General features: G+C 68.6%; 10 protein-coding genes. 2 read left to right on the top strand and 8 right to left on the bottom strand.

The annotated features are described in order from the left end of the window. Nucleotides 1–252 precede the first annotated feature (252 nt). The 4 genes from aspA to V7053_RS13805 form a co-directional block, all read right to left on the bottom strand. Nucleotides 253–1,719 (bottom strand): aspartate ammonia-lyase, encoded by a 1,467-nt coding sequence (aspA, locus tag V7053_RS13820; RefSeq protein ID WP_334172853.1) that lies wholly within the window; start codon nucleotides 1,717–1,719, stop codon nucleotides 253–255. Nucleotides 1,720–1,849: 130 nt separating this feature from the next. Continuing rightward, entirely contained in the window at nucleotides 1,850–2,941 is a 1,092-nt protein-coding gene (locus tag V7053_RS13815; RefSeq protein WP_334172852.1) for an asparaginase, read from the bottom strand. A 51-nt stretch (nucleotides 2,942–2,992) separates the two neighbouring features. Then, complete coding sequence (locus V7053_RS13810; RefSeq protein ID WP_443022617.1) at nucleotides 2,993–3,730, bottom strand: FadR/GntR family transcriptional regulator; 738 nt, start codon at nucleotides 3,728–3,730, stop codon at nucleotides 2,993–2,995. A 51-nt stretch (nucleotides 3,731–3,781) separates the two neighbouring features. Then, on the bottom strand, nucleotides 3,782–4,435 hold the full coding sequence (locus V7053_RS13805; RefSeq protein WP_334172850.1) for a DUF1684 domain-containing protein: 654 nt from the start codon (nucleotides 4,433–4,435) through the stop codon (nucleotides 3,782–3,784). A gap of 41 nt (nucleotides 4,436–4,476) precedes the next feature. Here V7053_RS13805 and V7053_RS13800 point away from each other — a divergent pair, with 41 nt between their 5' ends. Then, nucleotides 4,477–5,265, top strand: a complete 789-nt coding sequence (locus V7053_RS13800) for a hypothetical protein (RefSeq protein WP_334172849.1) — start codon at nucleotides 4,477–4,479, stop codon at nucleotides 5,263–5,265. Between the two features lie 30 nt (nucleotides 5,266–5,295). Further along, a complete protein-coding gene (locus V7053_RS13795) occupies nucleotides 5,296–6,102 on the top strand; it encodes a transglutaminase-like domain-containing protein (protein ID WP_334172848.1) in 807 nt (268 codons plus the stop codon). Here the strand turns inward: V7053_RS13795 and V7053_RS13790 are convergent. From V7053_RS13790 to V7053_RS13775, 4 genes are all read right to left on the bottom strand, one after another. Further along, nucleotides 6,099–6,578 (bottom strand): MarR family winged helix-turn-helix transcriptional regulator, encoded by a 480-nt coding sequence (locus tag V7053_RS13790; protein WP_334172847.1) that lies wholly within the window; start codon nucleotides 6,576–6,578, stop codon nucleotides 6,099–6,101. The two genes, V7053_RS13795 and V7053_RS13790, sit on opposite strands and share 4 nt — an antisense overlap. Beyond that, nucleotides 6,575–7,705, bottom strand: coding sequence for an LLM class flavin-dependent oxidoreductase (locus tag V7053_RS13785; RefSeq protein WP_334172846.1), 1,131 nt, complete (start codon nucleotides 7,703–7,705; stop codon nucleotides 6,575–6,577). Before V7053_RS13785 ends, V7053_RS13790 begins: the two co-directional genes overlap by 4 nt. Nucleotides 7,706–7,844: 139 nt before the next feature. Next, the gene (locus V7053_RS13780) at nucleotides 7,845–10,952 is read right to left on the bottom strand and encodes an efflux RND transporter permease subunit (RefSeq protein WP_334172845.1); all 3,108 of its coding nucleotides are present in this window, start codon (nucleotides 10,950–10,952) and stop codon (nucleotides 7,845–7,847) included. A 68-nt stretch (nucleotides 10,953–11,020) separates the two neighbouring features. Next, nucleotides 11,021–12,511 carry a malate:quinone oxidoreductase gene (locus tag V7053_RS13775; RefSeq protein WP_334172844.1) on the bottom strand — a complete coding sequence of 497 codons (1,491 nt, stop codon included), beginning with the start codon at nucleotides 12,509–12,511 and terminating at the stop codon, nucleotides 11,021–11,023. Nucleotides 12,512–12,700: the final 189 nt, after the last annotated feature.

Genomic DNA, 12,700 nt, shown 5'->3' with positions numbered 1-12,700 from the left:
CGGCATGGATCACATGGTCCGCCGAATGCGCATGCCCGCGGTCTTCAAGATGGTCCTCGAGCTGTGGGGCTCCGGGCATGGGGGTGGGATCGATGGAGGACATCAGCGTCCTTTCGTTGGTTGGGAACTGGTGGTGATGGTGCAGGTCGGGGGGCTGTGCAGGTGGGGCTGAGCAGGTCGTGGTGCAGGACGGGCTGGCACGTCGGGGTCGTGCAGGTGGTGGGGCGCCCGACGACGGCTGGGCGGTGACGACTAGACGGTGAGGTTCGCGAGGCGCTCGGGGCGCAGGAGTTCCTCGAGCCGCTCGGCCGTCAGCAGTCCGCGCTCCAGCACGAGCTCCGCGACGCCGCGCCCGGTTGCGAGGGCCTCCTGTGCGATCGATGTCGCGGCTGCGTAGCCGAGGTACGGATTGAGGGCGGTGACGAGGCCGATCGAGTGTTCGACGCTTGCGCGCAACCGCTCCGTGTTGGCCGTGATGCCCCGCACGCAGCGCTCGGTGAGGGTGTGGCACGCGGCTTCGAGGTGAGCGATGCTCTTCTGGAGGCTGTGCACGATGACCGGCTCGAAGGCGTTGAGCTGGAGCTGTCCCGCCTCGGCCGCCATCGTGATCGTGACGTCGTTTCCGATGACCTCGTATGCCACTTGGCTGACCACCTCGGGGATGACCGGGTTGATCTTGCCGGGCATGATCGAGGAGCCGGATTGCACGGCGGGCAGGACGATTTCGGCGAGACCGGCGCGCGGCCCCGACGAGAGCAGGCGGAGGTCGTTGCAGATTTTAGAGAGCTTGACGGCCACACGCTTGAGAACGCCCGAGAGATGCACGAACGCGCCCATGTCCTGGGTCGCCTCGATGAGGTCGACGGCGGTGACGAGCGGCAGGCCGGTGGCCTCGCCGAGATGCCGGCACGCCGCTTCGGCGTAGCCCGCGGGGGCGTTGAGACCCGTGCCGATCGCTGTCGCGCCGAGGTTGATCTCGTGCACGAGGCGCGACGCCTCCCGCAGCCGCTCGCGGTCCTCGCCGATCGTGACGGCGTAGGTTCCGAATTCCTGGCCGAGGGTCATGGGCACGGCGTCCTGAAGCTGCGTCCGGCCCATCTTGACGACGGTCCGGAACTCGGAGGCCTTGTCGGCGAACGCATCCTCGAGCGAGGTGAGGGCCGTGAGGAGGCCCTCGATGCCGTAGACGGTGGCGACCCGCACAGCTGTCGGGTAGACATCGTTGGTCGACTGGCTCAGGTTCACGTGGTCGTTCGGATGCAATGCCGCGTAGTGGCCCTTTGCATGTCCGAGCAGTTCGAGGGCGCGGTTGGCGATGACCTCGTTTGCGTTCATGTTGGAGGACGTTCCAGCGCCTCCCTGGATGACATCGACGACGAACTGGTCGGCGAGCTGCCCGTCGAGGATCTCGAGGCATGCCTCTTCGATGGCTGCGGCGCGCTCGGCGTCCAAGAGGCCGAGTTCCTGGTTCGCCCTCGCGGCAGCGAGCTTGACCGCGGCCAGCCCCCGCACAAGGTGCGGGTTCGTCGAAAGCGGCTGTCCCGTGATCGGGAAGTTCTCGACCGCCCGGAGGGTGTGGACACCCCAGTACGCGTCCGCGGGGATTTCCCGGTCGCCGAGGAGATCGTGATCGATACGTGTTGCGGCGCGGGAGGCGCCGAGTTCGGCGGCGTGGTTCGGGAGCGGGGCGTCGTCGAGCGTCTCGGCGGCACGGGTCATGGGAGGGCCTTTCGTGCGGGCTGCGGGGGGAAGCGAGAGCGGATCGGGCTGCGGGGGAGAGCGAGGGCGGATCGGGCCGTGGGGGAGAGCGAGGGCGGGTGAGAGTGAGTGGTGAACTGTGTGAACTGCGTCAGGCGGGGAATGCGTCGTCGAGCGCGGCAAGGAGGCCGACTGGATGCCCCCCGCCGAGGACGCTCGCAGTGGCGAGCGCCGCGAGGGCACCGTCGGCTGCGGCTTCGGGAACGCCCAATGCGGCAAGTGCGCGCACGGCGACGGGCATGCGCGCGCGGTCCCCGCCGTCCGCGATCTTCACGGCGATCGCCCGGCCGTCGGGGAGTCCGACAAGCTGTACTCCCTCGAACCCGTCCTTCGCCACGGCGCCCGGCAGCAGCCGCATGAGCGCGGTGACGTCCCGTCCTTCGCCCGCCACCATCTCAGGGTGGGCCGCCATGGCGTGGGCGACGGCGGCCTCCGCGCTCAGGGCGACGTTCCCGCCGTCGTGCGCGGCGGCGTCGTCGTGAGCGCGAGCCTCGTTCGCCCCAGCCCGCGCGAGCCTTCCGTAGGCGCGCGCAATCCCGGCGAGGCTCACGGCGGGAAGCGGCGTGCCGCAGCCGTCGGTGCTCCATGCCGCGGGCTCTTCGCCCGTCAGCTCGGCGATCGTGGCTGCGACGAGCTGCTGGAGCGGGTGGTCCGGCTCAAGGTATCCCGAAACGGGCCAGCCGTTCAGCGTGCAGACGGCGGCCATGGCGGCGTGCTTGCCCGAGCAGTTCTGGCACAGGTGGTCCGCGGTGCCACCCTCGCGGAGCCACCGCTCGCGCTCGTGGACGCCGTACGGGAGGTCGACCGTGTTCTCGAGGGCCGAAATCCCGAGGCCGTGCAGTGTGAGGATGCGGAGCGCCCCTTCCCGGTGCGCGTCTCCGCCGCTGTGACTCGCGGCGGCGAGCGCAAGGAGCTCGTCGGGAAGGCTGAGGCCTGCCCGGACGAGGGCGACAGCCTGGAGCGGCTTGAGGGCCGAGCGCGGGTAGAACGGAGCGTTCGAGTCGCCCGCTGCCCAGAGGAGAGTGCCGTCGGCGGCAGTGGCAGCGACGCTTCCGTAGTGGACGCCTTCGACGATCTCGCCGCGGATCTGCACGGCGAGGGGGACATGGGCGGGGAGGCCGGGAAGCACGAGGGTGCGGCCTGCCGGCGTGACGAAGGGGGTGTGATCAGCGTTGGAAGGCATGGCTCTCTGCGGACGGCGATAGTGGCGGGCAGTTGTGGGGCGGGGCGCAGGTCAGCTGGAGTTCCGCGGTTCCAGGGAACCGAGCGCCTCGTTGACCGCCGCGAGGTGCTCGGCCATGGCGGCGCTCGCGAGCTCGGAGGAACCCGCCTCGATCGCCGTGACGATCTGCCGGTGTTCGACATCGGAGGCGCGCTGGCGGTCGGCGACGAGGTTGAGGGTCTCGGACTGGTTTGCGAGCGCTTCGCGGAGGTCTACGACGACGCTCTCGAACACCTTGTTGCCGCTCGCTCGCGCGATGAGGCAGTGGAAGGTGGCATCGAGGGCGACCCACGCGGCGGGGTCGTCCTCAAGGGCCATATCGGCAACGATGCCCTTGAGTGTCGCGAGGTCGTCGTCGCTGCGCCGCAGCGCGGCGAGCCCAGCCGCGGGAATCTCGATATGGGGGCGCGCTTCCGTGAGGTCTCGAGCGGAGTAGCGCCCGAGGACCAGGTCCCCGGAAATGCGGCCCGAGACGACGAACGTCCCCTTGCCGGTGTGCGTCTCTGTGAGCCCGAGCGCGGCACACGAGCGGAGCGCCTCCCGAACGACCGAGCGGCTGACGCCGTAGCGCGCCGCCAAGGCGGCCTCCGCCGGGAGCTTCGAGCCGACGGGGACGCGGCCCGATTCGATCTCGCCGCGAAGCTCGGCCAAGACGGCCTCAGCCGCGCTCAGACGGGGGAGCGGACGTCGCATGACGTCGGGGGACCTCACCTCGGGCTGTCGCGCTGTAGGGCTGTCTGACAGGTTCACCCCACGACTATGACACTCCTCACAGAATCCTGTCAACCGGCGGCGTTCGCTTCACAGCGCCGGGTACAGCTCGCCGACGGGAACCTCCGCTGCGAAGCGATTGTCCGGCCCCGGGAGCGGGCAGGCCCATGCCTCGTTGTAGGCGCACGAGGGGTTGTAGGCGAAGTTGAAGTCGAGGGTGTAGATCGGCACGCCGCCCGGATCCGTGCGGGCGCCGAGATAGGCGCCCTTGATCGTGTCGATGAGATAGCGCCCTGCGCCGTAGGTCCCGCCCGGTCGCCCCGCCGTCCCGTCCCGGAACGGCACGAAGACACCGCCCCCGTAGCCCGCGTGGCGCCACGCAGCAAGCGGGCCGAGACCCGGCACGTCGAACGTCCCGAGCCGCACGAACGGCACTGTGCCGTCCGTGCCCGTCCGCACAGGCCTCTCCTGGCCTGCGCCCTCCGGCAGGAGGGGGAGTTCGAACCGGAAGTCCGCGTCGTAGGGAGCCGTGGGCAGCCCGTGGAAGGTTGCGCGGTCGGCGCGGACGACGGCGGAGGCCGGATGGGTGCCGAAGAGCACGTCCCGCTCGCGGCGCCACAGGTCGTGCCCTTCGCGGGGGTTCGTTGCTGCCCGGACCCGCTGATAGAGATCGAACACGCGAAGCCGCCAATCGGCGACCTCGTGCGCGGCGATTGTGAGGCCGTCCTCGTCCTGCTCCAGCATGGCGCCAGAGTACCGCCATCGCGGTTCGCTAGGGTTGCTGCATGGTCGCCGTTTGCCGCGTCGTCAAGTTCCTCAGCGCCATCCTGGGTACCGCCCTGAGCGCGCTGTTCCTCGCCGCGTGCGGCGCCGGCCAGAGCGCTCCCCAATGGACCCCCGTGGGTCCGGCGACGTCCTCGGCGAATGCATCGCCGGCCCCCTCCGGGAGCGCCTCGGCGAGCGGGACGCCGTCGGCTGGCGCCACGTCCGCCGAGTGGAAGACGTTCACCGACCCCGGGAAGACGATCAGCTTCGAGCTGCCTGCGCAGTGGATCGTGCAGTCGGCCGCGCCGGCTCCGGGTTCCGCGGCCGGCGCGGTGCACTACGACGTCAAGAAGGCAGACGGCACCTTCGTCGCGGCGCTCCAGACCGGCCTCCCCATGCCAGCCGCGCAACCCTGCGATGCCAGTCAGGCCAAGGCCTACACGGTGCTCAACAGCGTTCCCGTCAGCCTGCCGTTCCAAGACGGTCCGAACGCGCTGACGCCTCGCTTCGTCTTCCGCGTCATCCAGGGCTACAAGTACTTCGGGTCCTTCGGCCTCGTCGGGGTCAGGACCTCGGCCCAGGACGGGAAGGCGTGCCGCCTGCTCAACATCGTGCCCGGACCGACGGGGTCCGGCGGCTATGCCTTCTCCGACGTCACGGAACTCGCGCCCCTCGCTCCCAACGCGGAGGTTGCTCCACTGCAGGCATTCGATAACCTTGCTCAGGCGTCGGATTACGTCCAGACGTCCGGAGACTTCGCCGACGCTCAGCGCATGATCATGTCGCTGAAGTTCACGAAGCCCTCCTAGGCCTTCCGACTCCTAGACCCCTGGAGCTCCATGCTGCGCACTGTCAGCGCCCATCTCTCGTTCACCACCGTGGCGCGGACGAAGGTCGCGATGGCCGTCGCCGTCGCGAAGAACCCCGGATACACGTCCTTCGACGAGCAGCTCAACGTGACCTCGGGCGGCCAGCCCGTCCCGTGGCGGGAACTCGTCGACGGCCACGGCGGTCGCTTCCACGTCCTCGAGTTCGACAACGCCTCCGACGTCGACGTCGAGTACACGGCAAGCGTGAGGGGACGCGCAGTCCCCGACGCCGTCGACGAGATGGACCTCATCCGCTATGTCCGGCCGAGCCGGTACGCCGAGAGCGATCGCCTGCTGCCGACGTCCTACGGCCAGTTCGGGGGCATGACCGGCACCCAGCTCGTCGTCGCCGTCCGCAAGTGGGTGCATGAACAGCTTTCGTACGTTGCCGGCTCATCCCGCGGGACGGATGGCGCGGTCGAGACGCTTCTGCATCGCCGCGGTGTGTGCAGGGACTACGCGCACCTCGCGATCGCGCTCCTTCGGGCCAAGGACGTCCCGGCCAGACTGACGGCCGTCTACGCGCCCGGGCTGCGACCCATGGACTTCCACGCCGTCGCCGAGGCGTATGCCGACGGCGCGTGGCACGTCATCGACCCGACCGGCCTCGCGTCGCGCTACGGCATGCTCAGGATCACCGCTGGGCGCGACTCCTCCGACACCGCGTTCCTCTCCACCGTCGGCGGGAGTCTCGTCCTGCGGCGACTCGCCGTCGCCGCTGACTGCGACGAAGCGCTCCCCGACGACGACCCGGAGGCGCTCGCCGTCGTCGGCTAGGGGTGGTGCTCGACCACGTGCTCGCGGAGCTTCGCCGTGAGCCTGGTCAGCTCGGCGAGCTCTTCGGCGTCGAGCGCCTCGCCGAAGAGGCGTGCGATCTCACGGACGTGCCCGCGGCCGATCCGTCGCTGAGTCTCGCGTCCTGCCTCGGTGAGGGTGATCAGGATCCCGCGAGCGTCGTCGGGGGCGGCTCGGCGCGCGACGAGCCCTTTGCGTTCGAGCCGCTCCACGAGCCGGCTCAGGCTGGATTGGGCGAGCAGCACGTGGTCGTTGAGTTCGTTGAGGCGCAGCCCGCTCTCGGGACAGCCGCTCAGCGTGAACAGGACGTCGTACTCCTTGATGCCCAACTCGCGGAACGCGGGGTCGGCCTGGAGGCGCCGCATGACGGCGACCTGTGCCCGGAAGAGCGACTCCCACGCCTCCGCCGTGTCCCGCATGGAGGGGGCGGAGTTGGCGGTGGTGCCCGCAGGGTTCATTTCGCCGGCTCCGCCTCTGCGGGCTCAGCCTCTGCCGGCTCCGCCTCGGCGGCGTGCGCGCTCCGATGGGCTGCGAGCGCAGCGTGGCGCGGTCCTTCCGGGACGTCGGCCGGGCGACCGGCCGCAAAGCCGGCCTTGAGTTCGGGAAGGACCTCACCGAGGAGGTCGAGCTGTTCGAGGACCGTCTTGAGCGGAAGGCCAGCGTGATCGACGAGGAACAGCTGGCGCTGGTAGTCGCCGAAGTAGTCGCGGAACGCGAGCGTCTTCTCGACGAACTCGGCGGGACTGCCGACCGTCAGCGGCGTCTGGGACGTGAAGTCCTCGAGCGAGGGGCCATGCCCGTAGACCGGCGCGTTGTCGAAGTACGGCCGGAACTCGCGTACCGCGTCCTGGGAGTTGCGCCGCATGAAGAATTGACCGCCGAGGCCCACGATGGCCTGGTGGGCCTTGCCGTGGCGGTAGTGCTCGAAGCGCTCGCGATACAGGTTGATCAGCCGGATGTAGTGCTCCTTGGGCCAGAAGATGTTGTTCGCGAAGAAGCCGTCGCCGTAGTAGGCAGCGAGCTCGGCGATCTGCGGCGTGCGGATGGAACCGTGCCACACAAAGGGCGCGACGCCGTCAAGGGGCCGTGGCGTCGCGGTGAAGTTGTGGAGCGGGGTGCGGAACTTGCCCGACCAGTCCACCACGTCCTCGTCCCAGAGACGGCGGAGGAGGGCGTAGTTCTCGATGGTGAGTTCGAGGGCGTCGTGCGGGTTCTTGCCGAACCACGGGTACACGGGGGCAGTGTTGCCGCGGCCCAGCACGAGGTCGGTCCTCCCGTCGACCAGATGCTGGAGCATGGCGAAGTCTTCGGCGATCTTGACCGGATCGTTGGTCGTGATGAGGGTCGTCGTCGTGGAGAGGATGAGTCGCTCCGTCTGCGCGCCGATGTACCCGAGGAGGGTCGTGGGCGAGCTCGGGTAGAACGGTGGGTTGTGGTGCTCGCCGGTCGCGAAGACGTCGAGCCCGACCTCCTCGGCATGGCGGGCGATCTGCACGATCGCCTTGATCCGCTCGGCCTCGGTGGGCATCCGGCCGTTCGTGGGGTCGAGGGTGACGTCCCCTACGCTGAAGATTCCGAACTGCATGATGACCTCTTTCCTCGTGTTCCCCCAGAATACATGCATTTGCATCTATCCTGAACCGCGGGCGGTCGGCGATTGTTCCCGCCGCCCGCTCGGGGCGCGGCTGGAGTCGTGCGTGCTGGAGTCGTGGGCGCTGGAGGAGTCAGCCCTTGAGGACAAGGGGTTCGGCGATCTCCCGGAGGAGCCGACGGCGCTCGAGGCGCCCCTCGACGAGCCGGTACAGCACTGGCACCAGCACGAGTGTGAGCGCAGTCGAGGAGACCAGGCCGCCGATGACGACGACCGCGAGCGGCTGCGAGATGAATCCGCCGCCCCCGGTCAGGCCGAAGGCCATCGGGGTGAGCGCGAAGATCGTCGCGAGGGCAGTCATGAGGATCGGCCGGAGCCTCTGACGGGCGCCCCGCTCGATCGCGTCTTCGAGCGCGAGGGCCGGGCGGTCGGGACGCGGGCGCCTGTACTGGTTGATGAGGTCGATGAGGACGATCGCGTTCGTCACGACGATGCCGACGAGCATGAGCAGGCCGATGAGCGCCGGCAGGCCCAGCGGAATCCCCGTCGCCAGGAGGAGCAGGATGGCTCCCGTCGCAGCGAACGGGATGGAGACGAGCAGCACGAGCGGCTGGAGGAGGCTCTTGAACGCTGCCACCATGATGACGTAGACGATGGCGATCGCGGCGAGCAGCGCGAGCCCGAGCTGGCGGAACGAGTCCGCCTGCTGGCTCGCCGCACCGCCGACCGACGCGGTCGCCCCGGCGTCGAGGGACAGATTGTCCACGCGCTTCTGCACCTCGGCACTCACCGTGCCCAGACTCGTGTCGCCCGGGGTGACCGAGACCGTTGCGGTGCGTTGGCCGGACGTGCTCGTAACGGTGACCGGCACGTTGACTGTCTCCACGCTCGCGATCGAGCCGAGGGTCAGGCCTCGAGCGCCCGGAAGCGGCAGCGACCGGACGGCGTCGACGCTTGAGAACCGGGTTCCCTTCCCGATGAGCACCGGATAGTCGGTCGTGTCGATGCGCACCGTTCCGGCAGGAATCGGGCTGACGGTCGCCGCGAGCATCGCGCCGACCTGCTGCTCGTTGAGGCCAGCCGCGGTGGCCTTCGCACGGTCCACCTTGACCTGTACGACAGGCTGGGCCGCCGCCAGATTGCTGGTCACATCCGTCGCGCCGGGAACGCCGTGCAGCGTGGCGAGGACGGCATCGTTGGCCTTGGCGAGCGCGGCGGCGTCGGGCGCCTTGACGGTGACGTCGACCGTGGACGCGGTCCCGAAGCCGCCCTGCTGCTGGCTGAGGTTCACTTGGCCGACGCCAGTGAGGCCGCCCAGCTCCGTGCGCACGCGCTGCTGGAGCGCCAACTGGTCGCTGTTCTCGTCCGTGATGACCGTGAACGTCGCGCTCGACGCCCCGGTGGAGAGGAACGCGCTGAAGCCGGTTGTCGAGTTGCCGATCGTCACCTGAACCGTCTGCACGCCGTCCGTGTGCCGGAGCACGTCCTCGACCTTGGCCGCCGCGGCGCTCGTCGCGTCAAGGCTCGTGCCCGGCGGCAGGGTCTGGTTCACCGTGAAGCTGTTCTCCCCCGAATTGCCGAGGAGATTCGTGGGGAGGAGGGGCGTCATGGCGAACGTCCCGACGAGGACGACGACGCCCGCGACGAGCGTCCATACCGGATGCCGCTGCGTGGTGCGCAGGATCGGGAGGTAGCCGCGTTGGATGAGGCTGCGCTTCTCCTTCTCGTGGGCGCGCGCTTCGATGTCGGCCTGATGTGCGGCGGGCTGGGGTTTGTGGCCGAGGAACCAGTAGGCGAGTACGGGCACGATCGTGAGGGCGACCGCGAGGGATGCGAGGAGCGCGATCGTCACCGTGAGCGCGAAGGGCCTGAACAGCTCGCCTGCGAGATTGCCGACGAACGCGATCGGGAGGAAGACCGCGACCGTAGTGAGTGTGGAGGCGGTCACCGCGCCCGCAACCTCACGGACTGCGGCGAGGATCGCCGTCGTCTTCTCTTCGCCGTAGCTCAGGTGGCGTTTGATGTTCTCGATCACGACGATCGAGTCGTCGACAACCCGGCCGATGGCGATGGTGAGTGCGCCCAGGGTGAGGATGTTGAGCGAATAGTGCGCCGCGAAGAGCCCGATGAACGTGATGAGGAGCGAGAGCGGGATGGAGACCGCCGTCACGAGCGTCGAACGGACGGAGAGCAGGAACACGAGGATCACGAGGACGGCGAAGCCGAGCCCGAGCAGGCCTTCGGTCGTGAGGTCCTGGATGGACTTCTCGATGAAGGGTGCTTGGTCGAAGACCGTGGTGAGCTTGGCATGTGAACCGAGCGCGGATTGGAGACCGGGGATCGCGTCGCGGACGGCGTGCGAGATCGCCACGGTGTCGCCGTCGGGCTTCTTGGTCACGGAGACCGCGAGGGTGGGCTTGCCATCAGTCCGCGTGATGGAGGTTGCGGCGTCGTCCTGAATGGCGACGGCGGCGACCTCGCCGATCGTCGTCGGCTGCGACGCACCGGCAAGCGGGAGCCCCTTGATCGCATCCGTCGAGTCGATCGGGCTGCCCGCCTGGAGGGACAGCGTGCGTCCTTGCTCCGTCACCGTTCCCACCGGGACCAGCGAGCCGTTGTTCTGGAGGGCCGTCTTGATGGCTGCGACGTCCACACCCCGCGCGGCAAGCGCGACAGGATCCGGCTGGATCTGGATGTGCTGCGTAGCGCCCCCGGTGATGTCGACGCTCCGGACGCCGTCGATCTTCGACAACGCGGGGACCACCTGCTGGGTGAGCTCATTCTGGAGGTCGCTCAGAGGACGGTCGGACGAGGCGGCGATGAACACGATCGGAAAATCCGTGATGCTCCCGGCCAGCGTGTTGGGCGAGACGTCCGAAGGGAGCTCGGACTTGGCGTTCGAGATGGCGCGGTCGATCTGGTTGCGGGCCCGGTCGAGGTCCGTCCCGTACTGGAAGGAGAGGCGGATCGTGGAGACGCCGGTACGCGAGGTCGAGGCGCTGCTCTCCAAGCCTTCGACCGCTTGGAGCGCCTTCTCGAGGGGCTGCCCGACCTGCTTGTCGACGACGTCGGGCGATGCGCCCGGCATCGACGTCACCACGGTGAGCTGGGGGAACTCGATCGACGGGATGAGCTCCTGCTTGAGCGTCCCCACGGTGATCACGCCGAACACTGCGGCGAAGATCGTGATGAGCGCGATGAGCGCCTTGTTGGACATCGAGAGGCTCGATAGCCGGAACATGGGTGGTCTCCCGTCGAACGACGGCGGCCCGCACCGTGGTACGGTGCGGGCCGCCAGATGCCAGTGCGTTACTGAGCGGTGGCCGCCAGCTGGAGGGCGTCGGCTGTATTGGCCGTCACCTCGGCCAGCAGATCGGGGTTCTCATTGAGCTTGACGCCGTAGCCAGGCATCATCTCACGGAGCTTGTCCTCCCAGCCGCGGTACTTCTTGGGGAAGCAGCGGCGCATGAGCTCGAGCATAATCGGGACCGCGGTCGATGCGCCGGGCGAGGCACCGAGCAGGGCGCCGACAGAACCGTCGCGCGACGTGATGACCTCGGTGCCGAACTGCAGGACACCGCCCTTGTGCGGGTCCTTCTTGATGATCTGCACTCGCTGGCCGGCCGTGATCAGTTCCCACTTGTCGGCGTCGGCGAGCGGGAAATACTCGCGCAGCGCCTCGACCTTGGCGCCGCGGCTCTTCGCCACCTCCTTCACGAGGTAGGCGGTGAGGTCCATGTTGTCCTTGGCCACCGCGAGCATGGGCACGATGTTCCCGAGCCGGATCGAGAGGGGCAGGTCGAGGAGTGAGCCGTTCTTGAGGAAGTTCGTCGAGAAGCCCGCGTACGGACCGAAGAGGAGCGACCGCTTCCCGTCGACGTACCGGGTGTCGAGGTGCGGAACCGACATCGGGGGAGCGCCCACCGAGGCCTGGCCGTACACCTTGGCATTGTGACGCGTCGCGACCGACTCGTCCGTGCAGCGGAAGAATTTGCCCGAGACGGGGAACCCTCCGTAGCCCTTGCTCTCCGGGATCCCCGAGGCCTGCAGGAGGTGGAGTGCGCCGCCGCCCGCGCCGATGAACACGAACTTCGCATGGATGCGGCCGCGCTCGCCCGAGGCGGTGTGCTTCGTCGCGATGTCCCAGCCACCGCGGGAGCGGGCGACGTCGGTCACATCCGTCCCGTAGTTGACCTCGACGCCATTGCCGGCGAGGAATCCCACGAGCTCGCGGCTCAGGGTCCCGAAGTCGACGTCGGTGCCGGAGGCCACGCGGTTGGCTGCGACGCGGCCCTCGCCGCGCCCCTCCATGACGAGGGGCGCCCATTCCTTGATCTGCGCAGGGTCCTCGGAGAATTCCATCTCGCTGAACAGCGGGTTCGGATGGAGGGCCTCGAAGCGCTTCTTGAGGTAGTCCGCGTGCGCGTCGCCGATGACGAAGCTCATGTGCGGAACGGTGTGGATGAACCGCGTCGGATCCCCGATGTCGCCCTGACGGACGAGGTGGGACCAGAACTGGCGCGAGAGCTGGAAGCCCTCGTTGATGCCCAGCGCCTTCGCGGGGCTGATCGAGCCGTCCTTGGCCTGCGGGGTGTAGTTGAGCTCGCAGTAGGCTGCGTGGCCAGTCCCGGCGTTGTTCCAGGGGCCCGAGCTTTCGAGTCCCGAGGCCGGGAGGCGCTCGAAGAGCACCACGTTCCAGGCCGGTTCGAGTTTCTTGATGAACGCCCCGAGGGTCGCGCTCATGATGCCCCCGCCGATCAAGACGACGTCGGCGGACCGAGTGGTGGATATGAAGGTCACTGACTCTCCCTGCGCATATGGACCACAGGCAGAATATCCCTCGGCGGGGTTGTTCTCTAAATCCTCGCGTGCCTGCGCGTCAAGGGGTTCACGCCGATTTTTTCGGTGCGGCGAAGTCTGCTCCTGCGGGGCCCGGTTGGGAGCCGGGATGCCCGGTTGGGTGCCGGGACACCCGGTTGGGAGCTAGGA

The organism is Sinomonas sp. (assembly GCF_036848755.1).
Lineage (GTDB): Bacteria > Actinomycetota > Actinomycetes > Actinomycetales > Micrococcaceae > Sinomonas.
Note: the sequence above shows the minus strand (reverse complement) of the source record. Positions and strands in the feature narration are given on the sequence as shown.

Excerpts from the sequence above, each read along its gene's own strand:
- aspA (WP_334172853.1), bottom strand. The coding sequence starts at position 1,719 with ATGACCCGTGCCGCCGAGACGCTCGACGACGCCCCGCTCCCGAACCAC.
- V7053_RS13815 (WP_334172852.1), bottom strand. The coding sequence starts at position 2,941 with ATGCCTTCCAACGCTGATCACACCCCCTTCGTCACGCCGGCAGGCCGC.
- V7053_RS13805 (WP_334172850.1), bottom strand. The coding sequence starts at position 4,435 with ATGCTGGAGCAGGACGAGGACGGCCTCACAATCGCCGCGCACGAGGTC.
- V7053_RS13800 (WP_334172849.1), top strand. The coding sequence starts at position 4,477 with ATGGTCGCCGTTTGCCGCGTCGTCAAGTTCCTCAGCGCCATCCTGGGT.
- V7053_RS13795 (WP_334172848.1), top strand. The coding sequence starts at position 5,296 with ATGCTGCGCACTGTCAGCGCCCATCTCTCGTTCACCACCGTGGCGCGG.
- V7053_RS13790 (WP_334172847.1), bottom strand. The coding sequence starts at position 6,578 with ATGAACCCTGCGGGCACCACCGCCAACTCCGCCCCCTCCATGCGGGAC.
- V7053_RS13785 (WP_334172846.1), bottom strand. The coding sequence starts at position 7,705 with ATGCAGTTCGGAATCTTCAGCGTAGGGGACGTCACCCTCGACCCCACG.
- V7053_RS13780 (WP_334172845.1), bottom strand. The coding sequence starts at position 10,952 with ATGTTCCGGCTATCGAGCCTCTCGATGTCCAACAAGGCGCTCATCGCG.